26 protein-coding genes are annotated in these 23,175 nt (G+C 42.9%); 18 read left to right on the top strand and 8 right to left on the bottom strand.

Annotation, left to right across the window (positions count from 1 at the left end; translation table 11 throughout):
- Nucleotides 1-14: 14 nt before the first annotated feature.
- Nucleotides 15-308 (top strand): hypothetical protein, encoded by a 294-nt coding sequence (locus IKB69_RS02040; RefSeq protein WP_290945600.1) that lies wholly within the window; start codon nt 15-17, stop codon nt 306-308.
- Nucleotides 309-652: 344 nt separating this feature from the next.
- Entirely contained in the window at nt 653-802 is a 150-nt protein-coding gene (locus IKB69_RS02035; protein WP_290945598.1) for a hypothetical protein, read from the top strand.
- Between the two features lie 364 nt (nt 803-1,166).
- Here the strand turns inward: IKB69_RS02035 and IKB69_RS02030 are convergent, their stop codons facing one another.
- Both IKB69_RS02030 and IKB69_RS02025 read right to left on the bottom strand, forming a co-directional pair.
- A complete protein-coding gene (locus IKB69_RS02030) occupies nt 1,167-1,745 on the bottom strand; it encodes a ribonuclease HII (protein WP_290945596.1) in 579 nt (192 codons plus the stop codon).
- A 9-nt stretch (nt 1,746-1,754) separates the two neighbouring features.
- On the bottom strand, nt 1,755-3,203 hold the full coding sequence (locus tag IKB69_RS02025; protein ID WP_290945594.1) for a hypothetical protein: 1,449 nt from the start codon (nt 3,201-3,203) through the stop codon (nt 1,755-1,757).
- Between the two features lie 131 nt (nt 3,204-3,334).
- Between IKB69_RS02025 and IKB69_RS02020 the strand changes: the two genes are divergently transcribed.
- From IKB69_RS02020 to IKB69_RS01945, 16 genes are read left to right on the top strand one after another with little or no spacing between them, the layout of a single operon-like run.
- The gene (locus IKB69_RS02020) at nt 3,335-3,550 is read left to right on the top strand and encodes a DNA-directed RNA polymerase subunit omega (RefSeq protein ID WP_290945592.1); all 216 of its coding nucleotides are present in this window, start codon (nt 3,335-3,337) and stop codon (nt 3,548-3,550) included.
- 30 nt (nt 3,551-3,580) lie between these two features.
- Nucleotides 3,581-5,722: a RelA/SpoT family protein gene (locus IKB69_RS02015; RefSeq protein WP_290945590.1), complete on the top strand. Its 2,142-nt coding sequence runs from the start codon at nt 3,581-3,583 to the stop codon at nt 5,720-5,722.
- A 10-nt stretch (nt 5,723-5,732) separates the two neighbouring features.
- Nucleotides 5,733-6,959, top strand: a complete 1,227-nt coding sequence (tyrS, locus tag IKB69_RS02010) for a tyrosine--tRNA ligase (RefSeq protein WP_290945588.1) — start codon at nt 5,733-5,735, stop codon at nt 6,957-6,959.
- Nucleotides 6,960-6,971: 12 nt separating this feature from the next.
- Nucleotides 6,972-8,063 carry a nitronate monooxygenase gene (locus IKB69_RS02005; RefSeq protein WP_290945586.1) on the top strand — a complete coding sequence of 364 codons (1,092 nt, stop codon included), beginning with the start codon at nt 6,972-6,974 and terminating at the stop codon, nt 8,061-8,063.
- A gap of 6 nt (nt 8,064-8,069) precedes the next feature.
- The gene (locus IKB69_RS02000) at nt 8,070-9,257 is read left to right on the top strand and encodes an N-acetylmuramoyl-L-alanine amidase (RefSeq protein WP_290945584.1); all 1,188 of its coding nucleotides are present in this window, start codon (nt 8,070-8,072) and stop codon (nt 9,255-9,257) included.
- 8 nt (nt 9,258-9,265) lie between these two features.
- Nucleotides 9,266-10,138 carry a hypothetical protein gene (locus tag IKB69_RS01995; protein WP_290945582.1) on the top strand — a complete coding sequence of 291 codons (873 nt, stop codon included), beginning with the start codon at nt 9,266-9,268 and terminating at the stop codon, nt 10,136-10,138.
- A 1-nt stretch (nt 10,139) separates the two neighbouring features.
- Complete coding sequence (locus IKB69_RS01990) at nt 10,140-10,634, top strand: low molecular weight protein-tyrosine-phosphatase (RefSeq protein ID WP_290945581.1); 495 nt, start codon at nt 10,140-10,142, stop codon at nt 10,632-10,634.
- A gap of 9 nt (nt 10,635-10,643) precedes the next feature.
- The gene (locus IKB69_RS01985; RefSeq protein WP_290945579.1) at nt 10,644-11,009 is read left to right on the top strand and encodes an ArsC/Spx/MgsR family protein; all 366 of its coding nucleotides are present in this window, start codon (nt 10,644-10,646) and stop codon (nt 11,007-11,009) included.
- Entirely contained in the window at nt 11,009-12,334 is a 1,326-nt protein-coding gene (locus tag IKB69_RS01980; RefSeq protein WP_290945577.1) for an SH3 domain-containing C40 family peptidase, read from the top strand. Before IKB69_RS01985 ends, IKB69_RS01980 begins: the two co-directional genes overlap by 1 nt.
- Nucleotides 12,331-13,185 (top strand): zinc ABC transporter substrate-binding protein, encoded by an 855-nt coding sequence (locus tag IKB69_RS01975; protein WP_290945575.1) that lies wholly within the window; start codon nt 12,331-12,333, stop codon nt 13,183-13,185. Before IKB69_RS01980 ends, IKB69_RS01975 begins: the two co-directional genes overlap by 4 nt.
- Nucleotides 13,185-13,925, top strand: a complete 741-nt coding sequence (locus tag IKB69_RS01970) for an ABC transporter ATP-binding protein (RefSeq protein WP_290945573.1) — start codon at nt 13,185-13,187, stop codon at nt 13,923-13,925. The genes IKB69_RS01975 and IKB69_RS01970 overlap by 1 nt, the downstream gene beginning before the upstream one ends.
- 12 nt (nt 13,926-13,937) lie before the next feature.
- Entirely contained in the window at nt 13,938-15,293 is a 1,356-nt protein-coding gene (locus IKB69_RS01965; protein WP_290945571.1) for an FAD-dependent oxidoreductase, read from the top strand.
- A gap of 24 nt (nt 15,294-15,317) precedes the next feature.
- Nucleotides 15,318-16,154, top strand: coding sequence for a metal ABC transporter permease (locus IKB69_RS01960; RefSeq protein ID WP_290945568.1), 837 nt, complete (start codon nt 15,318-15,320; stop codon nt 16,152-16,154).
- Nucleotides 16,151-16,387, top strand: a complete 237-nt coding sequence (locus IKB69_RS01955) for a DUF5408 family protein (protein ID WP_290945567.1) — start codon at nt 16,151-16,153, stop codon at nt 16,385-16,387. The genes IKB69_RS01960 and IKB69_RS01955 overlap by 4 nt, the downstream gene beginning before the upstream one ends.
- Before the next feature lie 8 nt (nt 16,388-16,395).
- On the top strand, nt 16,396-16,833 hold the full coding sequence (locus IKB69_RS01950; protein ID WP_290945566.1) for a transcriptional repressor: 438 nt from the start codon (nt 16,396-16,398) through the stop codon (nt 16,831-16,833).
- Between the two features lie 8 nt (nt 16,834-16,841).
- Nucleotides 16,842-17,483 (top strand): LysE family translocator, encoded by a 642-nt coding sequence (locus tag IKB69_RS01945; RefSeq protein WP_290945564.1) that lies wholly within the window; start codon nt 16,842-16,844, stop codon nt 17,481-17,483.
- Here IKB69_RS01945 and hisH read toward each other — a convergent pair.
- The 6 genes from hisH to IKB69_RS01915 all read right to left on the bottom strand — a co-directional run bounded on the left by hisH (nt 17,475) and on the right by IKB69_RS01915 (nt 23,172).
- Nucleotides 17,475-18,116, bottom strand: coding sequence for an imidazole glycerol phosphate synthase subunit HisH (hisH, locus tag IKB69_RS01940; protein ID WP_290945562.1), 642 nt, complete (start codon nt 18,114-18,116; stop codon nt 17,475-17,477). The genes IKB69_RS01945 and hisH overlap by 9 nt on opposite strands.
- Nucleotides 18,083-20,830, bottom strand: a complete 2,748-nt coding sequence (gene ileS / locus IKB69_RS01935; RefSeq protein ID WP_290945560.1) for an isoleucine--tRNA ligase — start codon at nt 20,828-20,830, stop codon at nt 18,083-18,085. The genes hisH and ileS overlap by 34 nt, the downstream gene beginning before the upstream one ends.
- A 68-nt stretch (nt 20,831-20,898) precedes the next feature.
- On the bottom strand, nt 20,899-21,438 hold the full coding sequence (locus IKB69_RS01930; RefSeq protein ID WP_290945558.1) for a ComF family protein: 540 nt from the start codon (nt 21,436-21,438) through the stop codon (nt 20,899-20,901).
- Nucleotides 21,439-21,470: 32 nt separating this feature from the next.
- Nucleotides 21,471-22,064, bottom strand: a complete 594-nt coding sequence (tmk, locus tag IKB69_RS01925) for a dTMP kinase (protein WP_290945556.1) — start codon at nt 22,062-22,064, stop codon at nt 21,471-21,473.
- Nucleotides 22,055-22,543, bottom strand: coding sequence for a pantetheine-phosphate adenylyltransferase (coaD, locus tag IKB69_RS01920; RefSeq protein ID WP_290945554.1), 489 nt, complete (start codon nt 22,541-22,543; stop codon nt 22,055-22,057). The genes tmk and coaD overlap by 10 nt, the downstream gene beginning before the upstream one ends.
- Nucleotides 22,540-23,172, bottom strand: a complete 633-nt coding sequence (locus IKB69_RS01915; protein ID WP_290945553.1) for a UbiX family flavin prenyltransferase — start codon at nt 23,170-23,172, stop codon at nt 22,540-22,542. Before IKB69_RS01915 ends, coaD begins: the two co-directional genes overlap by 4 nt.
- Nucleotides 23,173-23,175 lie beyond the last annotated feature (3 nt).

Genomic DNA, 23,175 nt, shown 5'->3' with positions numbered 1-23,175 from the left:
AAGGAAGTGTGAGTATGGACGCGCAAGAAGAGAATATATCGCCCTTGGTGGCAAATTGGCTATGTAGAAGTTGTGCATTTATTCAGCACACCCAAGCAGTTTTTGCTATGGGGGATTTGTTCGAGCTGTGGCAGGATACAACAGCGCACCAAATCCCACTAATAGCCTTGCTTTATGTGTATTTGCTAGATGAGTTTGGGCGGTCATTGTGGATGTATGCAAAGAATAGTGTATATGATTTATGTGGGCATAGGAGGTGTTTTTCTAGGGATTTTTGTCCCTGCAATGGCAAGTTATTGTCTCTATAAAGTCGGCTACAAGGATACCTATCGTTTAACAACTGCCTAAAAAAAGTTTAATGTCAAGACAAGCTGATTTGTGCAAGCAGGGTGCGCCTTATAGGCTTTTCAATAAGCCAAACTTCTAGGATATTTTGGCTTATTGAAAAGCCTATAAGTAATCAAGCATTTAAGACTTTGTATCAAAGTTTACATCAAGCTTGGAGCTGATTCTATCACTACAATGGCAGAGTATTTTGATGCAAGCGTACGCTTGAAGAAGTGCGCGCAAATAGCGGTGTGCTACTGGTTTAGATTCTAGGATGGTGTATCCATAGCTTAGAAATTCTGCCTTAGCGCGCTATAAGCTTGCTATGGAGAGAGATAAATCTGGCTTTATATTCTTCGCCTTAGCGTCTAAGGGTAGGCAACGCGCGTGCTTTAGCACAACACTACAATGCGACCTAGAATCTACTTATGCAAGTGTGCGTGTCCTGCTTAGTGCTAACCTTAGCTTCAAGTGATTTGCTCGCATGGTTTAGGGGCTAGATTCTTTACAAAAGCTTCCACAATCTAGAATAGAGCTTATGGATAGGGCAGGAATTTTGCTTATCTGCATATAAGTCTAATTGGCTTTAAATGGCAAGAAAGTGGTGATATGCTTGTGTTAGATTTAGCAAAGACCTAAGCATATACTTAACTTATCTCACATAGGTGGTTTGATAGCTATGGTGTGTGCTTTAGTATAGTAAGTGATCTGGGCGGTGCTTTTGCGGATTTGCTTGGAAAATGGTAGGTGTAAGAAGCTATCTACTTGCAAGGAGAATATTTGCACATATCTTTCGTTCGTGCTACTAAAACCACTGTGCACAAAGTATGGGATCATCATCATCGCTCAAGCTCAAGGCGTGTAAGAAAGCTTGCGCGGTGGATTGGGCTTAGCCCATAGTGCTTGATTGCTTCATAGTGCGCCCCAGTCCCATAGCCGCAGTGCTTGGCTAGCCCATACTGCGGGAATTGCTTATCTAGCTCTAGACTCTCTCTATCTTTTGCACATTTAGCTAGAATCGAAGCACAAGAAATCGCGGCTACAAGCGTGTCGCCTTTGATTATTGTTTCTAATTGTGTGCCGTTTGGGGATTTGGCATTAAAGTTTGTGTTGCCATCAAAAATGAAGCGATTGCATAGTGGGCTAAAATATTCCATAATTTCTTCTAGTGCTTCTTTCATCAGCACGCTTAGTCCTTGTGTATCAATTTGTGCGGCAGACTTTTGCACGATATGGGTGGCAAAATTGTCGCGCAAGGTAGATTCTAGTGCAAAGCGTTTGGATTGTGATAGCTTCTTGCTATCTTTTATGCCAAGTGCGAAGAGATCTTGCTTCTCCTCGCACACAAAGCCTGCAATAAACAGCGAGCCAGCCACGCAGCCTCTCCCAGCTTCATCAATCCCACAAATTAGTCCCATAAATACTCCTTAGTTTAGGCTAGCTTGGATAAGCTCTTTTGCGCGTGCGCAAAGTGTATCTTTGGTATTTGGTAAATGCGAGCAAATTACTTCATCAAGCAAGGTACGCAAAAGCCTGCCGATAGTTCTACCTTCTAGTACTATGCCTATAGAGTCTGCTATTGCGGTTAGGTCATTACCATTTAGTGCCAGAGTGGCTAGATTGTAGCAGAGCTTTTGTGTGTGGATTGTGGCTAGGTGTTTTTGTAAAGGCTCGGCATAGTGCTTGCCATAGATTAGTGCAATAAGCTCACACACAAGTGCTAGAGAATCCAGCCCTATATCTCTAGCTAGGATCCTAGTGGATTCTAGGCTTTGTGGGCTTGGGAGAGTGGCGTGGGATAGGAGTGTTTGACACAGAGAGATAATGCGCGATTTATAGCCTAGGGCTTGCAGGGAGCTTGTGGCTTGCTCTAGGCTAGAATCTAGCGCGTAAAACCACAGGCTTAGACGCAGGCTTAGAGCAGCATCTGTGTGTATAGATTCTAGGGGAGTGGAGCTTATATGCAAGCTTTGGTTGGTGTTTATGGATTCTAGTGTAGCAAGGATGGTGAGCATTCGCGCGCTTGGACTAGAATCTAGTATGATTAGAGGCTTCGCAAACTCTTTAAACACTTCTGCCCATACCACACCAAAGCCTATAATCGCGTTTGTAATATGCTTGGCATAAAGGATCTTGCTCCACTCTTCTTGCTTCCTTTGCGCGCTAATTTGGCTAAGCTTACTGGCATTGGCAAACAATGCAGCTTGCGTGCTAGGCTCTATGCGAAAGCCTAGCTGCGCTTGGAAGCGCAATGCTCGCAATATGCGTAAAGCATCTTCACTAAAGCGTGCATTGGCATCGCCTACACAGCGTAAGGTGCGCGTAGCAATATCTGTTAGCCCACCTACATAATCACAAATATCATCGCGGATATAGGGCATATAGCGATGATAAAGCGCATAGACATTAATATCTAGCTTTCGTGCTTTATTTCTCAATGTGTTGGGAGATGAGTCTAGGTAGTGGAGAGTGAGTAAATAGGGATTATAGGCTAGGGCATTGCAGGTAAAATCTCTGCGCTTAAGATCTTGGAGTAAGTCGGTAGTGTAGGAAACATCGCTTGGGTGGCGACTATTGATATAGCTAGATTCTAGGCGAAAGGTTGTGATCTCGACACAAAAGGTAGTTGGCGTATTTACGACAATGCCTATTGTCCCATATCGCTCCCCTAGTGTGATAAGCTTACAACTCTTAGCAAAAATTGCTTGGATTTGCTTAGGAGTGGCATCTGTGGTAATGTCCCAATCCTTGGGCTTTTCTCCAAGCAGACTATCGCGCACGCAACCACCTATGATAAAGGCTTGAAAGTGGTGAGCATGTAGATGGGCGATAATCTCTTGCACACATTGTGGGATAGTAATGGAGCTAGTGTGCATAAGAACCTTTTAATCGCAACTTTGAGATAATCATACCTTATGCTTGAAAGCGTACAAGTATGTGGAGTTTAAGGAGATTTATTATACAATAAAGACTTTACAAACTTTAAGGCAAACACTAAGGATAAAGTATGAGGACAGAACAAATTGCGGCAAAGGCTTTGGAGCAAGTCAATAATGATCGTTATGTGCTTGCAAATATGATCTTTAAGCGCGTGAAGCAACTTAATAATGGTGCGCCAAATCTCGTAGGGGCAAATCTCAAGCTTGAAAAGCTAGCTGATGTGGCTATGCGCGAGATCGCTGAAGGAAAGCTTGTTTTAGAGCGCATTGAAGAGATAGACTAATATTCACGCACACGCATTTAGGAGTGGCGTTTGGAAATTTTTACGCAAGTTCAAGAGCTAAAGACTTTTTCGCAGGCAAAGAATCTACTCTCAAGTCTTTGTGAGATTACGGCAAATATCCAACGCGCTATTGTCTGTGCGCAAAAGAGCCACGAGGGGCAGTTTCGCCAAACAGGAGAGCCTTATATCGTGCATCCACTTTGTGTGGCGTGTTTGGTGGCATTTTATGGTGGTGATGAGGCGATGGTGTGCGCTGCGCTCTTGCACGATGTAGTGGAAGATACAGATATTGATCTCAAAAGTGTGGAAGTGGATTTTGGTGAGTCTGTCGCTCAGCTTGTAGATGGGCTTACCAAAATCGATGAAATCCAAGCAGAAGAGCTAGGGGAGAAAGCAGCTAACCAACGCCTAGCAGTAGCGGCACTCACCTTTAGAAAAATGCTTATTGCTGCAGTTAATGATCCGCGCGTGCTTGTGATAAAAATCTGCGATCGCTTGCATAATATGCTAACACTTGGGGTGATGAGTGAGAAAAAGCGGCAACGCAAGGCAAAAGAAACACTTGTTGTCTATGCGCCAATTGCTCATAGACTTGGGATTTCTAGTATCAAAAATGAGCTAGAAGATAAAAGCTTCTTATATATCTTTCCCCAAGAATACCAAAAGATACAAGAATTTTTGAAGAATAATAACCAACCCTTATTTTTACAACTTAATGAGTTTGAGAATAAAATCCAGCAGCTACTTTTGCAAAATGGCTTTGATGAGACGCAGTTTGTACTGGAGAGTAGGATTAAGCGTCCTTACTCTATCTACCTAAAAATGCAGCGAAAGGGCGTTGGGATTGATGAGATTTTAGACTTGTTAGCAGTTAGGATTCTAGTAAAAACGACTATTGAGTGTTATAAGATTCTAGGGCTTGTGCATTTGGCATTCAAGCCCATTATCTCACGCTTTAAGGATTACATTGCTTTACCCAAGGAAAATGCTTACCAAACAATCCACACGACAATCTTCGACAAGTCGCGTGTATTTGAAGTGCAAATCCGCACTTTTGATATGCATAAAAATGCGGAGTTTGGGGTTGCTGCACATTGGAAGTATAAGAGTGATGGTGTGATTACCCCAAGTCTTGAGTGGCTACAAAATCTCCAATACCAAAACAATGACATTGAAGAGTTTTATGAGCTTGCCAAAAATGACTTATATCGAGAAGATATTGTTGTTTTCTCGCCTAATGGCGATACCTTTAGTTTGCCAGCTGGGGCTGTGGTGCTTGATTTTGCTTATCTAATCCATAGTGAGCTTGGGGATCAGGCTAAAAGTGCTTATATCAACAATCAGCAAGTATCCTTGCTACAAACGCTAAAATCTGGTGATATTGTAAAAATTGTCAGCGATCCTAGTGAAATGCCTAAATACACTTGGATTGATATGGTCAAAACTTCTCGTGCGAAAAATCACCTAAAAATCCAAGCGCAAAACCGCTTGAAAGAGATAGAGAAAAAGGCTGGGGTCAATATTTTAGCCACAATTTTTAGCAAGGATTCTGCTGTGTTTGCACGCTATTTATCTATGCGCAATTTAGATTCTAACCTTGCGCGATGTGTGTATGATGAAGAGTATTTGCAGGAGCAATATACCGCTATTACACAGAGCTTTGGAAATTGGCTAGCAAAAGTGCGCTTTAATGTTTTAGCACCTAAGCAAATCCAGCTGGAAAACTTTATCTTCATTAGTAATCGTACGATTAATGGCGTGGCATTTGACTACTGCTGTCGCCCTAAGTATGGAGACTCTATGATGGCAGTTCTTAGTAACCAAAAGGCGATTATCCACCATAAGCTTTGTGATAAACTAAGTGGAGCCATTGATAAGGGTGAGCAGATGGTCTTTGCTAAGTGGGCGCAGGTTAATAAAAAGGCATATAAGGTGATTGTATCTCTAGATGATAGGGCAGGCGCACTGGTGTCATTCTTATCGGTGCTAGCAAAAGAGCGGTGTAATGTGATAGGGATTAATTATTGCGGCTATGATAGACAAGCACCATCGCTGTATTGCGAGATTGTGTTTGATGTTGAAGATACAAGCCATAAGCGCATAAAAGAACTGCTTTCAAGCAAGTTTGTTATTATAGATTTTGCTAATTTTAAAGACGCGTATCAAAATTGAAAGGTATTGTATGTTATCTCCACAAGAAATCAAAGAAAACACTAAACAAGCTATGCTAGAGATTAAAAGGGGGGCTAGTGAATTTATCGGGGAAGAGTATATCGCAAGTCTTGTGGAGCGATTTTTCACCACGGGGGAGCGGTTTATTGTAAAAGCTGGGTTTGACCCTACTGCGCCGGATTTGCATTTGGGGCATGTGGTGCTACTATCAAAGCTTGCGACTTTTCAGCGCTATGGTGGTGATGTGAAGTTTCTTATCGGTGATTTTACTGCCACTATTGGCGATCCAAGCGGTAAGACGCAAACGCGCAAACAGCTCTCACGCGAAGAAGTAGAGCAAAATGCCACGACTTATAAGGAGCAGGTGTTTAAAGTACTAGATTCTACACATACACAAGTATGCTTTAACTCCACTTGGATCAGTGCGCTTGGTATCACCGGGCTCGTGCAGCTTACTGCGCAGTTTTCTGTGGCAAGAATGCTTGAGCGCGATGACTTCACTAAGCGTTATAAAGAGAATCTACCCATTAGTATTATTGAGTTTATCTACCCACTTTTGCAGGGCTATGATTCTGTCGCGCTTAATTGTGATATTGAGCTAGGTGGAAATGACCAGAAGTTTAATCTTCTTGTGGGGCGCACCTTGCAGCGTGCTTATGGGCTTGCTAAAGAGCAGTCTGTCTTAACTGTGCCTTTATTAGAAGGGCTAGATGGTGTGCAAAAAATGAGCAAGTCTCTGGGGAATTACATTGCCGTTACAGAAAAACCTAATACAATGTATGCTAAGATAATGAGCATTTCTGATGTGCTTATGTGGAAATATTATGAGCTTTTGAGTTGCAAATCGCTAGATGAGTTAGAATCTTTGCGTCAGAGCGTGGAGCTAGGAAGTTTACATCCAAAGGCTGTGAAGCAGGCATTGGCTTTTGAGATTACCGCTAGATTCTATGATAAGAGTATCGCAGAATCTGCACAAACAGAGTTTGAAAAGGTCTTTGCCCAAAAGGAGATGCCAAGTGAGATTGTGGCAAGGGAGTTTGACTTTGGTGTTTGGATTTGCAGGGTGCTACAAGAGGGTGGGCTTTGCTCTTCTACTTCTCAGGCTAGGCGAGATATACAAGCAGGCGCACTTAAGATCAACCAGCAAAAGATTGTTGATGAAAACCTCAAGCTTACAAGCGGGGAATACATCATTCAAATCGGCAAGCGCAGGTTTTTAAAAGCTATTATACGATAAGGACTTAGAAGAATGAAAAAACCTTTGCAACCATTAACAATAGGAAAACATATGATAAAAATCCCCATTTTTCAAGGTGGTATGGGCGTGGGGATAAGCTGGGATGAGCTGGCTGGAAGTGTTGCTAAAGAAGGGGCTTTGGGTATTATTTCTGCCGTGGGTACCGGGTATTATAAGAAGATGCAGTTTGTCGAAAAACTTGTGCATAATAAACCCTTTGAGACGATTAACTTCTACTCAAAAACCGCACTTAATGAGATTTTTGCTAATGCTCGTAAAATCTGTGGGAGTAATCCGCTTGGCGCAAACATTTTGCACGCCATTAATGACTATGGGCGCGTGGTGCGTGATGCGTGCGAAGCTGGGGCAAATATCATTGTAACAGGTGCTGGCTTGCCAACAAATATGCCAGAATTTACGAAGAATTTCCCTGATGTAGCACTAGTGCCTATCGTCTCTTCAGTAAAAGCTTTGAAGATTATTTGCAAGCGTTGGGAAGAGCGATATAAGCGTGTCCCAGATGCTGTTGTAGTAGAAGGACCTTTGAGTGGGGGGCATCAGGGCTTTAAATACGAAGATTGTTTTAAGCCAGAGTTTCAGTTAGAAGCCATTGTCCCACAAATTGCCCAGGAAGCTAAAAATTGGGGCAATATTCCTATTATCGCAGCAGGTGGGGTGTGGGATAGAGATGATATTGATAAATTTATAGCACTTGGGGCAAGTGGTGTGCAGATGGGGACGCGTTTTTTGGGGACGAAAGAGTGTGATGCTAAGGCGTATCAAGAGATTATGCCTCATATCCAAGAGACAGATATTGAGCTTGTAAAGTCTCCTGTGGGTTACCCTGCTAGGGCGTTGCGCATAGGGGTGCTAAAGCGACTAGAAGAGGGCAACGCCCCAAAAGTGCGGTGCGTGAGTAATTGCGTAGCTCCTTGCCATAGGGGTGTGGAGGCTAAAAAGGTGGGCTATTGTATTGCTGATAGCTTGGGGAAGGGGCACCTAGGCGATAAAACAGAAGGATTGTATTTTAGCGGTGCCAATGGATATAGAATCCAAAAAATCATTAGCGTAAAAGAGCTTATAGAAGAACTCACACAAGGATAATGGTGGGTGTGGCGAGCTTTTCTCTTTGTGCTAGGCATTTGTTTTGCAAAGAGTCAAACTCTCCATATCACAAACTCTATCCCATTTGGCGCAAGTAGCTTAAAGGTTGTATTTTCTTCAAGTGTTGAGAGTCTTGATTTAAAGCCGATAAAAATTTCTAATAATGCCGTTTATATTGATATAAAAGCTGTGTTAGATAATGGCAAGAAGGTGTATTTTTTTCCTCGTAATGCACAAGTAACTATCGCGCAAAACACACCACAAATCACGCGCTTTGTCATCACTAATGGCAATGGTGTCATTTATCAAATCAAGCTTGTGCAAAATAATCTCTATCTATCTTTTGTAGATAAAATTCCAGAATCCATTCAAGACTCCAAAGCCACCCCAAAGCCAACTCAGCCTAAGCAAGAGCAAAAGCCGCCTACAAAGTCCCCCGCACCATCTTCTGCATCATCTCCCATAAAGCCCATAGAATCTACTCCGCCAAGTCCATCGTCTCCCAAGCCCAAGAAGGGTTACAAGGTTGTGATTGATGCAGGGCATGGTGGTAAGGATTGTGGCACGCTTGGGGTTACAAAAGTGTGCGAGAAGCATATCGTGCTAAAAGTTGCGACACATTTAAGTAGAGAGCTAAAAAAAAGGGGCTATATTACTTATATGACACGCGATAAAGATGTCTATCTTAATCTTAAAGAGCGCACAGATTTTGCCAATGCGAAAAATGCAGACTTGTTTGTCTCAATCCACGCCAACTCTGTCCCAAAGAGTGCGAAAAAGTCCCCAAAAGGTGTGGAGACCTACTTCTTATCCACTGCTAGAAGTGATCGCGCACGCGATGTCGCAGAGCAAGAAAATAAAGACGACATTGATGTGATGAACTATTTTTCCAAGCAGACATTTTTAAACTCGCTTAATTCTCACCGCCTACTTGCTTCCAATAAACTTGCCATAGATATTCAATATGGGATTCTAAAAAGATTGCGCCAAAAATATCAGGGCGTTACAGATGGCGGTGTGCGAGAGGGTCCATTTTGGGTGCTAGCTGGCGCGCTAATGCCATCGGTGTTGATAGAAATAGGCTATAATTCTAGCCCTATTGAAGCTCCAAGATTAAATGATGATGCATATCAAAGGTCATTAGCAGTAGGGATTGCTGATGGGATTGATGGGTTTGTTGTGAAAAATTTTTAGGATAGAGTATGAAAGGTGTTGAGAGTAAGATTCTATTTTCTTCGTTGTTTTTCTTTTTTGTGGTGTTTGTGTTGCTTTCATTGATTGTATCAAGCCTGAGTGCGACATTCTCCCAGCTTTTTTTAGTATTTTCCTATCCCCATAGAGCGTATGATTTTACAAGTAATCTCCTGCTTGTTTGCTTTGTGTTAATGTGTGGGGTGTTTATCGCCTACTCTATCCGCCGAAAGAGACATAACACAACAGAAAAAGTCGTAGCCCTAATCATTGGGGTAATTGTGTTGCTTGTGCTATTTTTCCGCATTACTAAGGGTGTTATGCAAAATCAGCCTGATGAAATCGCCTATGCTTTTAGCGATACATTTGGAGGTGTGGTGCTATGGAAGATCGCTGATATTAGCGTGTATGTGTTTGTGTATGTGTGTTTTATCATCTTACCTCTTGCCCTGCCAGCGTGTAAGATCCGTCTAAATATCTTTAATAAATGGGGCGAGTGGCTTAGTGCGTATATGCCAAGTATCAATACGACATTGTTTGTACTTTTTGCCTATGCAATACAGCCTTATTATGGCAAGTCTAACCCACTTTTATACATTGACTTGTGGCTGTTTTACTTTGGATTCTTGTGTGTGGTGGTAGTACTATATCGTAATCAAGAACTATTTGGATTCTATGAGTATGCTAATTTGTTGTGGCTTGTGGTTGGGGTACTGGTGTTTTCTCTATGTTCAAAGATAATTGCACAAGCTGATTATACCAATACGCGCACTATTTTTCTTATCATTGGGCTTATGGCGTGGTGTGGTGAGTGGATGTATGCTTCAATACACGGAAATATTAAGCCCAGCAGTTTAAAAAGCCTATTAAAGAGGAGGCATTAAAGTGGAGTTAGAATCTTATCTTACGCAGCTATGCGAGCAAGAGAAAGTGAATATTATGTTTGTATGCTTGGGGAATATTTGTCGCTCACCTCTTGCAGAAGGCATTGCAAATGCACTATATGCGCAAGCTTCAAATATGCCAAGCCTAGAATTTTCATCAGCTGGGACTTCAGGGTTTCATAATGGCGATCCTATCGATGCGCGCTCAATTGCTATCGCGCGAGAAAATGGCATTGATATAGCACATTACACAAGTAAGCAGGTAAACCCTTATGCTCATAGCAATGTGGATTTGTTTGTTGCTATGGATAGAAGTAATCTTGCTGCGCTAAAAGCTATGGGCTTTGAGAGCCATAAGATCGCCTTGCTAGGAGATTTTGGGCTAGATGGTGCAGAGGTACCTGATCCTTACTATAGCGGGGCAGATGGGTTTAAAAAAGTCTATGTAATGCTACAAAATGCCATAGCGGACTTGCTTGGACGATTGAGGAGATAGGAGTGGTGTATGGAAGCGATTACTATATATGGGATTAAAACTTGTGGTAGTGTGCAAAAGGCACGCAAATACCTAGAATCTAAAAATTTGTCGTATGAATTTGTCGATTGGAAAACTGCGCCCCTAGATTCTAGATTTTTGGAGTGGCTTGTGGGGGAGATAGGGGTAGAAGTATTGCTTAACACAAAGGGCGCGACTTACAAAAAGCTTGGGCTAAAGGAGCGTACCCTAAATCCGGAGCAAAAGCAGCAGTTAATGTTAGGATATCCACTGCTTATCAAGCGTCCGGTGATTACTTATAAGCCTAGCTCCACAAGTACTCTGCGAGTGATTGTGGGCTTTGATGAGAGCTGTTTGGCGGAAGTGTTTGGCTAATGGCTAGAATCTATCTTGTCGCCTTATGTGTTATGGCTTGCCTACTTACAGGCTGTGCAAAAAGACAGATAACCACCATAGCAAAAGATGTAGGTATATATCCGCAAGACGCGCGATTTTACCTAATGGCTAAAGATGAGTTTGCAGACTCTAGCTTTGATACGCGCTTGCTTAAAAAAGCTTACTTAAAGGCGCATTTTTCTCCTTGGTTTGCCAAGCCTAACCCTGATGTAAAAGGTGTGTTTTGGGTGCGAAACTCCTTGCAAACCAAGCCTGGATTTGGCGAGAATCGCCTACCTAATTCTAAGGAATTTACACAAGGAATTTTAGATTCTATGGATATTGCGCGCTATCCTAGTGCTGCACAAAGAGCCATTATCACAGAATCTACCAATGTCCGCGTAGTGCCAAGCGAGAAAATGCGCTTTGATACAGAAGATGATTTTCCCTTTGATCAATGGCAAAACTCGTGGATTTTTGCTAATACGCCTGTGCTTGTTACACATTATGATAAAACAAAGCGTTGGGCACATATACAAAGCGGGTTTGTTTCTGGGTGGATTCTAGTGAGCAAGTTTGGGTTAGTTGGTGATAAGCAGATCACACAGCTAAAAAATGCATCATATATTCTGCCAAAGCGTGATAATATCCCACTTTATCATAAAGGAAAATTTCTTACTAATGCGCGATTGGGGCAGATTCTCCCTATGGTAAAGAGTTTGAAAGATCATAGCATCGTGTTAGTGGCAGTGCGTGATATGCAAGGCAGAGCGCAGTTAGTAGAATCTAGTATTGCCACACAAGATATGCTAGGGAGCTTTCCTCGCACATTTAGCCAAGTGCGCACAGCAGAGCTTATCAATGTAATGCTAGGAGATAAATATGGCTGGGGAGGCTATCTAGCAAGCAGGGATTGCTCAGCTTTTATCCGCGATATTTTTGCCAACTATGGGCTTTATCTCCCTAGAAACTCGCTCGCCCAAGCGCAGGTGAAAAAGAGCATGCAAGACCTCTCGCACTTAAACCGCAAGCAAAAAGAGCGTTATATTATAGAACACGGCGTGCCTTTTGGGAGTGTACTCTATCTTAAGGGACACATTATGCTCTATATTGGTGAGCATCAAGGGCGCGCTATGGTAGCACATAGCGCGTGGAGTGTGAAAACTTCAACACTATTTAGAAAGTATAAAAATATGTTAGGAGGCGTGGTGGTAACAAGCCTATATGCTGGTAAAGAGCACAATGGTCTATTTTCTAAAACACTTTTAATCGATAGGATTGTAGGTATTACAAATCTTTATAGCTTATTGGATACTTCGCGATGATTCGATATTGCATACTTGTATTATTTTTGAGTTTTGGCGGCGTTGTGGCAGAATCTGCTAGCGCAGATAGAAAGCCACTTGTGCTAGTGAGTGTCCCGCCACAGCTATACTTTGTCCGTGCTATTGCTGGTGATAGTGTGGAGGTAAGAAGCGTTGTGCCAATTGATGTGTCCCCTGAAACTTATGAGCCTAAGCCCAGTCAAGCGCTGGCATTTATGCAAGCAGTAGCATTTTTTGGTGTGGGTATGAGCTATGAAGCTACCTTGCAAGCTCGCCTAGCGAGTAATAATCGCGCCCTAGTGTATAAGAATCTAGCGCATATATTATCCCATCATATAAATAACTCTGCACATTTAGATTCCACTGCGCACGCGCACGATCCGCATATTTGGCTATCTTTGAAGCTTGCAAAAGAGCAGGCGCAGGCTATGTATGAAAGGCTATGTGCTATTAATCCAGCATATAAAGAGAGCTATACAAAGAATCTAACCGCATTTTTTGCTCGAGTTGATAGGATAGCACAAGATCTCACTAGAATCTTAGCTGGGCAAAGGGGCAGGGCATTTTTGGTCTTGCACCCGGCATTTGGGTATTTGGCACAAGAGTTTGGGCTTGAAGAAATTGCTCTAGAAGAAGACGGAAAGGAGATTAAGCTAAAGTCGCTAAATCGTTTATCCAAGATTATAGAAGAAAAGCGCATACGCACGCTATTTATCCAGCCGCAATTTGACAAGGAGCGTGCAGAATCTATCGCTAAAATATTAGGTTTAAATGTGGAGATTCTAGACCCACTTCGTGAAAATTGGGAAGAGAGCTTATATGCATTTGCACACAAGATTAAGGAGCAGTAATGCGCGAAATTCTGCGCTGTAAGAATCTAAGCTTTATGTATGATGGTATGCGACATAACGCATTAGAGAATGCAAATTTTTGCGTGTATGAAAATGACTTTCTAGCAGTGATTGGTCCTAATGGTGGGGGCAAAAGCACGCTTGTAAAGCTGTTGATCGGGTTGCTTTCACCCCGTTCTGGGGAGATTATCTACCCAAATCCGAGCTTGCATCACGCAAAAAGTCTTGTCGGCTATGTCCCGCAAGACACTAGTGTTAATGTTGATTTTCCTATTAGCGTGCTTGATGTGGTGCTAATGGGATTTATGCAGCCAAGACTCTTTGGCTTTAGGGCGACAAAGGCGCAAAAGCACAAAGCGCTAGAAGCATTAGAGAAGCTGGAGGTAGCACATTTGGCGCATAATACTATCGCAGAGCTAAGCGGTGGGCAGAGACAGAGGGTGTTGATCGCTAGGGCATTGTGTGGAGAGCCAAAGTTGCTTGTCCTAGATGAACCCACTTCAAGTATTGATACAAAAATGCAGACACAAATTTACAAAAGTTTAAAAAAAATTAACAATTTTCATACTATAATCCTTATTGGTCATCACATATCGGTTTTATTAGGTTATGCCAATCGTGCGCTATTTGTGGATAAAGAAGTCGTTGAACACACGATTCCTAGGGTGCAAAGTGCCCTAGATACAGATGGGCATATTTGCGAAGTCGATTTATTTGACAAACTTTGCCAAAGAATCTAAGGAGAAGTGAGAATGGAGAATAATTTTGATGTTGTGATTGTTGGTGCTGGAGTGTCCGGGTGTGCATTGTTTTGGACGCTAAGTGAATACACAGATATAAAGAGTGTTGCTATGGTGGATAAATGTCCTAATATCGCTATGGTAAGCTCAAATGTGCGCGCGAACTCACAAACGATCCACGATGGCTCAATTGAGACAAACTACACCGCACAAAAGGCGAAAAAGGTCAAGCTGGCTGCGCAAAAAGTTACAAACTATGCGCTAAAGCATAAGCTACAAAATCAAGTCATTTTTAAAACACAAAAAATGGCAATTGGCGTAGGTGATGCAGAATGTGAGTTTATGCAAAAGCGGCATCAAGAGTTTTTATCCGTGTTTCCGGATTTAGAGTGGTTTGATAAGCAAATGATTAAAGAGATCGAGCCAAATGTGATTCTGGGCAGTGATAGGAAGAGCGATCGCCCTGAAAATGTTGTAGGCTCTGGGTATAGAGAAGCGTGGTGCGCGATGGATTTTGAAGGCTTGAGTAAAGATTTCGCCACACGCGCCCAAGAGAAAAACCCGAACAATAAGGTATTTCTCAACTTTTGGGTCAAAGAGATCAAGCGTAACGATGATGGCTATTATCTCATCTCAAAAAGTGGCGAAGTGGTCACTGCTAAGTTTGTGCTTGTCAATGCTGGGTCATACTCGCTTGTGCTAGCGCAGTCTATGGGCTATGGCACTGATCTTGGGTGCTTGCCAATTGCTGGGAGTTTCTACTTCGCACCTGACTTGCTAAAAGGTAAAGTTTATATGGTGCAAAACCCAAAGCTACCATTTGCAGCGGTGCACGGAGACCCAGATATTAGTGTTTCTGGTAGGACGAGAATTGGACCAACTGCCATTGCTATGCCTAAGCTTGAGCGATCGAAGCATTGGTATAGTGGCATTAGCTTTGAGTTAGGAAAAGTTGATTTCCATAGGGAAGTATTCGGTGTTTTGCTGGATTTGCTTAAAGATTCTGATATTAGATCGTATGTGTTTAAGAATATTATATTTGAGTTGCCATATTTTGGCAAGCGACTTTTTCTTAAAGATGCGCAAAAGCTTATCCCATCGCTTAGGCTTAGTGATATTGAATATGCAGAGGGCTATGGTGAAGTGCGTCCTCAGGTAGTTGATAGGACACAAAAGCAGTTGGAGCTTGGTGAGAAAAAAATCATCACAAACAAGGGTGTTACATTTAATATGACACCATCTCCGGGTGCGACAAGCTGCTTGCAAAATGCCTTTATTGATGCGCAAGAGATCTCAGCATATTTACAGGCGACTTTTGATAAAGAGCGTTTTTTGCGTGATTTATCACCCGAAGAGCTGGAATCCTAAGATTCTAGCAAACTTGGAGTGCTTGTGTTTGAGGGTTTATCGCCTTTGTTTTCTGTATTTATGCAAAATATCGCAATTACCGCGCTGCTTCTAAGTGTTAGTGCTGGGTTGATCGGCTCGCTGATTGTAGCAAATAAAAGTGTGTTTCTTGCAGGAGGTGTTGCCCACGCTGCATTTGGTGGTGTGGGTGTAGCGATGTTTTTTGGCTGCAGCGTGTTGTTAGGGGCGTTAGGTGCTGCGCTTGCTATGGCTCTGCTCTTGCTTTATGCAACTCTTTGGCACAAGGGTAGGCTTGATACTTTTATCGCTATTGCTTGGGCGTTTGGAATGGCTCTTGGCGTGGTGCTTATAGAGCTTACGCCCGGCTATAAAATTAGTATGGAGAGCTATTTGTTTGGGGCACTTGCATTGAGTACCGCAGAAGATATTTATGCACTTTTATGCTTTGATATTATGCTTGTTGCGTTTGTGTCGCTATTTTATCGAGAGATTTTATGTGTGTTGTATGATATGGAATTTAGTCGATTAAAGAGAGTTTCCACGAAGCTTTTTATCAGTGTGATTTTTATCTTAACAGCTTTTGGTGTAGTGCTTGGTATGCGCGCTGGTGGATTGATTTTAGTGATTTCTATGTTGTCTATCCCAGCGTATATTGCTATGATGTTTGCAAGGAATCTTGCTATGCAGTTTTGCTTATCCATTGGGATTTGCCTGCTGTGTATGTGTGGTGGCATATTGATTTCTTTTGTGTATGATGTGGCGCTTGGAGCTTGTATTGTGCTTGTGTCAGTGGGCGCATTTATTTGCGCACTTTGTTTGCGTTTTGTGGTAGGTTTTTTACACACAAAAGGAGTAGTATGAAACAAACAGATGGCGAGTTGGCACTTAGTGTGGCAAAAAAGTCGATGAAGATCGTGATATTTATTGGAATGTGTGCGGTGGTTTTGCTTATGATTAATATTTATGTGATGATGACACAAATTACTGCAAGCGCACAGCTTAGTCGTAAGCTATATGTGTTAGAGCAAGCTTTAGTGCAAAATCAAGAGGATAGGCTTGTGGAGCAAGCTAAGAGTAAATCTATAAAAAAATAGGAGAAAGTATGAGGATATATCGCAAGGAGACTGCGCACACAGCAGCAAGCTTCAAGGAGCTTTTACATAAAAAAAATCTCAAATTTACTCCGCAAAGACTGGCGATTTTGCAGCTTATCCAAGAAAATGGACATATTGGAGTAGAGGAGATTTATCATCATATTCGTATGCTTCATCCTAGCATTTCTTTAGCTACGGTGTATAAAAATGTCGCCACACTTAGTGAGACAGATATTTTACGAGAGATTAAACCTCCAAACCAAAAGCAAAAATATGAGCTAGCAAGTGACAAACATCTCCATGTAAGTTGTGAAAAATGTGGAAAATTGCAAGATGTGTATGTCGATGCGGGAGAGCTTTTGGATAAATGTATGAAAAAGACTGGATATAGGCTCTTTGATGTGTCAGCTGTGTGTATTGGGGTGTGTGATAGCTGTGCGGTCTAGGGCATATAGTGGCAATTAGCGACATATCTTTAGCCCTTGGGAATCTCTACATAGCTGTGTTTATTATAGGCTATGTGGGGGCGATCACACCCGGTCCAGATATTTTGCTAATTTTGCGCAATACCATAGCCTTTGGAGCAATGTCCGCTTTTACCGCACTTAGCGGGATTGCTTGTGGATGGGTGGTGTATCTTAGTCTTGTGTATTTTGGGTTTGCACATGCGATGAGTCAGCCCATAGCGCAGGGCTTACTGAGTGTGTTTGGTGCGGTATATCTTGGGTATATTAGCTATAAGATTCTGCGCACTCCGCTTGCTAGTGATCTTACGCAGATTCTAGGGATGCAAGAGTCTAGGGCTAAGCCGGCAGGATTTTTCCACGCGCTTTTTGTCAATCTCTCTAACCCAAAGGCGATTTTGTTTTTTGTCGTGGTGGTAGCCCCTTTTGCAAATCAGGGGTTTGTGCTGGGGCTTTTTGTGCTGTTTTGCTCTTTGGTGAGTGGGTTTGTGAGCGTAATTTTTGTGGGGCTGTATGTGCGCGAGTGGATTAATGCTCGTGTATTTTTGTGGATTGATCGCATAACCGCGGTGCTTTTTATCGGTTTTGCTTGCTCTTTGGGGTATAGGGGGATGGATATTTTTCTACATTAAGAGAAAGTTTTGCAAGATTTGTAAGCCTGCGTTGTGGCTTTTCTCTGGGTGAGGCTGGATACCTAAGATATTGTCCTTTGCTACTATAGCTGGGAATCTATTGCCATAATCACACACGCCAAGGGCTATACTCTCATCACTCAAACGCGCGTGGTAGGAATGCACAAAGTATAAAAACACTCCATCATTAATATCGCGTAGTAGTGCGTGGTTAGCTCCTTCTTGTGTGAAAAAGCATTGATTCCAGCCGATATGTGGGACTCTAGGTGCGCTATTAAAGCGCGTGATCTCCCCTGCTATAAGCCCAAATCCATGGTGCTCTCCAAATTCATAGCTTTTGTCAAAAAGTAGCTGCATACCCAAGCACACTCCTAAAATATAACGACCACTTGCAGCATAGTGCATAATCGCTTCATCAAACCCCCTTCGCCTAATGAGTGCGCGCACATCACCAAATGCCCCAACACCCGGCAATATCAGCTTATCGCAAGAATCCACTTCACTTGGATCTTTGATACATTGTGCTCTTTGGTGCAGTTTTGCAAAGGCGTTGCGCAGGCTACCTAGATTCCCTGCACCATAATCGATGATTCCAATTTTCATCGTGCTAAGACTGCCTGACATCGCTTGCATAGATTATTTTCACTCTCTGCCATATATCTCCAACATCGCTCACAGCGAGATTTAGAGCTTGTAGAAAGTGTGAAAATCTTACCATCTATGACAAAGCTTCCAACCTCATCTTTTGGCGCGCAGTCGCTTAGGATTAGCCACTGCCCCACTTCTGTGAAGTTCCCAAAATCCCCGCTTATGCATAGCTCAAGCCCTGATTTAATACGCTTCTCCTTCTTGAGCGTGTCTAGAAGCTCACTACACTTATCGCGCAGTTGGATTAAGAAATCAAAATCGCTATCTGGCTCTACATCATAGAATGCAAGTGTATGTAGGGTAAACACATCGCTTGAGCCTTGGCGGATAATGTTTGGGGCGTGTTGTAAAGCTTCATTGATCGTGTAAGTAAGGATTGGTGCAAGCAAAGCGCATAGGTTGCTTGCAATCACTGCCATAACGCTTTGCTTTGCTTTGCGCCCCTTATCATCTACACTGTCGCAGTATAAGCTATCTTTACACAAGTCAAGGTAGATCCCACTTAGTTCGTTGGTGATAAAGTGCATAAGTATTTGCAAGCCGCTTGCAAAATTATAGGCATTAAACTCTGCTTGCACACGCTCAAAGCAGATTCTAGCAAGCTTTATGATAAAGCGATCGATTTGCCCTAGTTCTTCTTGCTTGCTTAGAGCTTGCAAGTCGTTGCAGTTTGCTAGCAAAAAGCGTAGTGTGTTGCGAAGCTTTTTATACTGTTCGCTTACTTGCTGCAAGATATTTTTAGAGATTTTTTGATCACTTTGATAATCACTTAGCGCGACCCATAGGCGTAGAATCTCGCTACCATAAGACTTTAGTACTTCTTGTGGAAGAATTACATTGCCCTTGGATTTACTCATCTTCTCACTGCGCTCATCCATTGTGAAGCCGTGTGTTAGCACTGATTTATAAGGAGCGCATCCGTTGATCGCACAGCTTAGAAGCAAAGAGCTTTGGAACCACCCCCTATGCTGATCGCTACCTTCTAAATACATATCTGCCGGGAAGCTTCCAGCATCGTAGAATCCACTTTGTAAAACGCCAAACCAAGTGCTACCACTATCAAACCACACATCAAGGATATGTTGACACTTCTCTAATTCATTTGCTCTATGTTTATAGGATTCTGGGAGTAAGGTGGCATTATCTAATTCCCACCACGCATCACAGCCCTTTTCTTTAAAGATACTAGCAATATGCTCTAGCACGCTAGAATCTAAAAGTGCTTTGCCACTAGATTCTTCAATAAAAAATGCAATAGGCACACCCCAAGCACGCTGTCTTGAGATACACCAATCAGGGCGGTTTTCTATCATTGTGCGGATTCTGTTGCGCCCAGATTCTGGGTAGAAAGTTGTGGTTTCAATGGCTTCTAGGGCGACTTGGCGTAGTGTTTTGCCATTATGATAGGGTTTATCCATAAGGATAAACCACTGCTTTGTCGCGCGGTAGATCACAGGCTCGTGTGTGCGCCAGCAGTAGGGATAGGAGTGGATAAATTTCGCACTCTTTAGCAAATGTTTGCCAAGCAGGGGGAGAATTTGCTCATTCGCTTTGAAGACATGCATACCTATGAATTGATCCGCATCAGCCACTCTAAATAGCCCTTTATGTTTTAGACTCTCATCATAGCACCCACGATCATCAACAGGCATAATCACTTCTATATCATACTTTAAGCAAGCAAAGTAGTCTTCTTCTCCGTGCCCAGGTGCACTATGTACTAGCCCGCTTCCGCCACTCATTTGCACATGTTTGCCTACAATTAGCAGTGACTCTCTGTCATTGAGCGGATTTATAGCGTGGTGGCGCTCAAAGCTACTGCCTTGTAGTTCCGCTAGAATCTTGCCTTTGCTTATGCCTTCTTGCACGATAGATTCCAACAAGGCTCTGGCGATAATATAGCCTTCTTGTGTGATTATATATGACTCATTTGGGTGCAAGCAGATAGCTTGGTTTGCCGGGAGTGTCCAAGGAGTAGTTGTCCAAATTACTGCTTGGATAGGATTGAGCGTGTCTAGGGCATCAAGCTTTAGGGCTTTAAGACTCTCTTGTGTGAGTGGGAATCCCACAAAGATTGAGTAATCTTCTTTATCTTTATACTCCACTTCTGCTTCTGCAAGTGTAGATTGCGCTGCCCAGCTCCAAAAAACCGGCTTTGATCGCTCTGCTAGTAAGCCTTTTTGTGCGACTTGGGCTAGTGTTTGGTAGATACTTGCCTCAAAGCTAAAATCCATTGTTTTATAAGGGTTGGCAAAGTCCCCAAGCACGCCTAAATCTTTAAACTCCTGTTTTTGGATTGAGAGAAAAGTATCAGCGTGCTTCCTGCATAGTGCGCGGAAAGCACTTGTAGAGAGATGGGACTTACTATGCTCCTTTTCTACTTGTTGCTCTATAGGTAGTCCGTGGCAGTCCCAGCCGGGGGTGTAGCGGATATTTTTACCTTGGAAATAGTGTAGTTTGGTGATAATATCTTTTAGAATCTTATTGAGCGCGTGCCCTATGTGTAAATGCCCATTGGCATAAGGGGGTCCATCGTGAAGCGTGAAAGATTCGCTTGCTTTGGCATTGTTTAGGCGCATTGTATTATAAGCGTATTGCTTAGTGTCCCAAGTTTGGTAGGTTTGTGGCTCATTTTGCGGGAGATTTCCTCGCATCGGAAAAGTGGTGTTTGGGAGCAGAAGCGTGTCTTTGTAGTCCATATGACAATGTCCTTTGATTGTTGGCTTGAATGCGCGATTGTAGCAGAAGTTTGCTTAAGGCTTGCGGGCTACTCTTGTGCATTACACAATGTTAGAGCAAAATGCACCTTTGCCCCTTTTTGTGTGCAAACTTCTATGGCTTCGCTAAAGCTTGTGCCTGTGGTGATGATGTCATCGACTATGGCTAAATCTTTTGCTTTAGCGGTGTAGGATAGAGCGCGCTTATTGGCTTGGCGGTAAGAGAGTGGTTTGCCAGCATAAGAGACTTGCTTGCTAGCTTTAAGTTGTCCATAGAGAGCTTTCATAGCGGTGTGTTTGGCAAAGGCGCGCATAATCACGCCTGTGTGAGAGTAATAGCTTCTTACAAAATCATCAATCCCTATAAGAGTGAGTGTGTGTAGGGCTTGCGAGTTGCTATTATTGTGTGCAAAATAGCACGCGGCTTTATCGCTTAGGCGTGCTAAGATTCTAGAGCCTATGGTGTAATACTTGGAGTTTAGTAAAAAGCTCACATCATCATAGCCATAAAAGCAATAAACTCTTACGCCCATCACTTCGCGCACACTAGGGCGTAAAGGGATAGAATCTAAGCATATTTTGCATATCACTTGAAGGCAAAATTTCCCGCAAGTTAGGCATTTCATCGCGCACTAGATTCTAGGGCTTGGCGTATATGTGTGCAAAGCTCCTGTGTGATTTGGGCTATGTCTTTTGTCGCATCGATTTCTATGGTGTGCTTGGCGGTGTTATGTGCGACTTGGATAATGCGATCTTGAATAGTTAAGAGATAGTCTATACCACGCATTTCTATAGAGTCTTTAGTCTTTGTGCTTAAGCGCGCTTGAAGCGTGGGCTTATTGATGATAAATACAAAGCATAAATCCGGTACGATCCCTTGCGTGCAGGCAAGATTTATCGCTCTAGATTCTGGCAAGTCTTTGGCATAGGCGATACCAGAGATAAGCGAGCGATCAGTGATGATGAGCTTAGTGGGATTGGGTTTAATGACTTTTGCAATATGCTCAGCACGATCGGCTAAAAAGAGAAAGAATTCTGCCATTTGGCTTATGTGGTGCTCGCCACCTTGGGATTGTAGGATAATATCTCGCAAGGTAGCTCCAAGTGCGCTACCACCGGGTTCTTTAGTGAAAATGGCTTGCGGGAAATATGCTTGCAAAAGCGCGCTTTGCGTACTTTTGCCACAAGTGTCTATACCTTCTAGTGCTACATACATTGCGCACGCTCCTTAATGTAGTGAAACACAGATTCTGGGATTAGATGGGAGATTGTGCCATTATGTTCTAGGATATTGCGCACGATGGAAGAGCTGATGAAAGCGTGCTGTAAAGTTGGCATAAAGTAAATAGTATCGAGTTCTGGATTTAGTGAAGAGTTGGTATAGCCCATTTGCAATTCATACTCAAAATCACTCACCACGCGTAAGCCACGGATGAGAAACTTTGCGCTATGTGTTTTGGCAAGATCAGCAAGCAACCCGCCAAAAGCAATGCACGAAACATTCTCAAAATCTTTTGTGGCAAGCTGTGCCATTTCTAGTCGCTCTTGTATGCTAAAGCGAGGGTTTTTTGATGTGGAATGTGCGATGGCTACAAGCACAGAGTCAAAGATCTCGCTACTGCGCTTAATAATATCTAAATGCCCATTTGTCAGGGGATCAAAGGTACCCGGATATATGCCGATTGGGTGTTTCATTGTGCGCTTTTCTTTGTAGAGTTTTGCTGCTTACTTGGTTTTTTTGTGTGTGTTTGTGAACCCCAGCGTTTGTAGAGATTGTTTGGGATTTGCAAGATATCTAGCCATTTACCATAGAGAAAAAGCTCCATTTCTTGGAGATTTTTGGGATAAGAGTAGTAGGCGATGATTGGCGGAGCGATGATTACTTGCAAAAGGGCTAGCTTGTGGAGATGCTCGCAGGAAATGGCATTTAGAGGCATTTCTCTAGGGGCTAGCAAGAGAGTTTTACGCTCTTTGATCATCACGCTTGCTGCGCGCGTAAGCAGTGTGTCGCTAATGCCACAGGCAATTTTTGCTAGCGCATTCATACTTGTGGGAATAATCGCCATAGCCTCCGCGCCAAAACTCCCAGAAGCCACCGGCGCACCGATGTCATTGTCGTGCCAAATTTGTACATTTTCGCGCACCGCTAGCAAGCTAGATTCCAGCTCACTAGAATCTAACCCTAGCTCATATCTCGCGCACTCTATTACACCCCTTGAGATGATGATATGCACACTAAAATCCTTTGGCAAATGAGCTAAAAATCCTTTGGCAAGCTGCACGCCACTCGCACCGCTAATCCCTAAAATAAACTTCTTCCCCACTAA

The sequence above is a fragment of the Helicobacter sp. genome (assembly GCF_017502485.1).
In the GTDB taxonomy this organism is placed as follows: domain Bacteria; phylum Campylobacterota; class Campylobacteria; order Campylobacterales; family Helicobacteraceae; genus Helicobacter_B.
This window is presented reverse-complemented; position numbering and strand designations above follow the sequence as displayed.

Bases quoted from the DNA above. Each gene is read 5' to 3' on its own strand.
- IKB69_RS02040 (WP_290945600.1), top strand. From the start codon at position 15: ATGGACGCGCAAGAAGAGAATATATCGCCCTTGGTGGCAAATTGGCTA.
- IKB69_RS02035 (WP_290945598.1), top strand. From the start codon at position 653: ATGGAGAGAGATAAATCTGGCTTTATATTCTTCGCCTTAGCGTCTAAG.
- IKB69_RS02030 (WP_290945596.1), bottom strand. From the start codon at position 1,745: ATGGGACTAATTTGTGGGATTGATGAAGCTGGGAGAGGCTGCGTGGCT.
- IKB69_RS02025 (WP_290945594.1), bottom strand. From the start codon at position 3,203: ATGCACACTAGCTCCATTACTATCCCACAATGTGTGCAAGAGATTATC.
- IKB69_RS02020 (WP_290945592.1), top strand. From the start codon at position 3,335: ATGAGGACAGAACAAATTGCGGCAAAGGCTTTGGAGCAAGTCAATAAT.
- tyrS (WP_290945588.1), top strand. From the start codon at position 5,733: ATGTTATCTCCACAAGAAATCAAAGAAAACACTAAACAAGCTATGCTA.
- IKB69_RS02005 (WP_290945586.1), top strand. From the start codon at position 6,972: ATGAAAAAACCTTTGCAACCATTAACAATAGGAAAACATATGATAAAA.
- IKB69_RS01995 (WP_290945582.1), top strand. From the start codon at position 9,266: ATGAAAGGTGTTGAGAGTAAGATTCTATTTTCTTCGTTGTTTTTCTTT.
- IKB69_RS01985 (WP_290945579.1), top strand. From the start codon at position 10,644: ATGGAAGCGATTACTATATATGGGATTAAAACTTGTGGTAGTGTGCAA.
- IKB69_RS01980 (WP_290945577.1), top strand. From the start codon at position 11,009: ATGGCTAGAATCTATCTTGTCGCCTTATGTGTTATGGCTTGCCTACTT.
- IKB69_RS01975 (WP_290945575.1), top strand. From the start codon at position 12,331: ATGATTCGATATTGCATACTTGTATTATTTTTGAGTTTTGGCGGCGTT.
- IKB69_RS01970 (WP_290945573.1), top strand. From the start codon at position 13,185: ATGCGCGAAATTCTGCGCTGTAAGAATCTAAGCTTTATGTATGATGGT.
- IKB69_RS01965 (WP_290945571.1), top strand. From the start codon at position 13,938: ATGGAGAATAATTTTGATGTTGTGATTGTTGGTGCTGGAGTGTCCGGG.
- IKB69_RS01955 (WP_290945567.1), top strand. From the start codon at position 16,151: ATGAAACAAACAGATGGCGAGTTGGCACTTAGTGTGGCAAAAAAGTCG.
- IKB69_RS01950 (WP_290945566.1), top strand. From the start codon at position 16,396: ATGAGGATATATCGCAAGGAGACTGCGCACACAGCAGCAAGCTTCAAG.
- hisH (WP_290945562.1), bottom strand. From the start codon at position 18,116: ATGCAAGCGATGTCAGGCAGTCTTAGCACGATGAAAATTGGAATCATC.
- ileS (WP_290945560.1), bottom strand. From the start codon at position 20,830: ATGGACTACAAAGACACGCTTCTGCTCCCAAACACCACTTTTCCGATG.
- tmk (WP_290945556.1), bottom strand. From the start codon at position 22,064: ATGTATGTAGCACTAGAAGGTATAGACACTTGTGGCAAAAGTACGCAA.
- coaD (WP_290945554.1), bottom strand. From the start codon at position 22,543: ATGAAACACCCAATCGGCATATATCCGGGTACCTTTGATCCCCTGACA.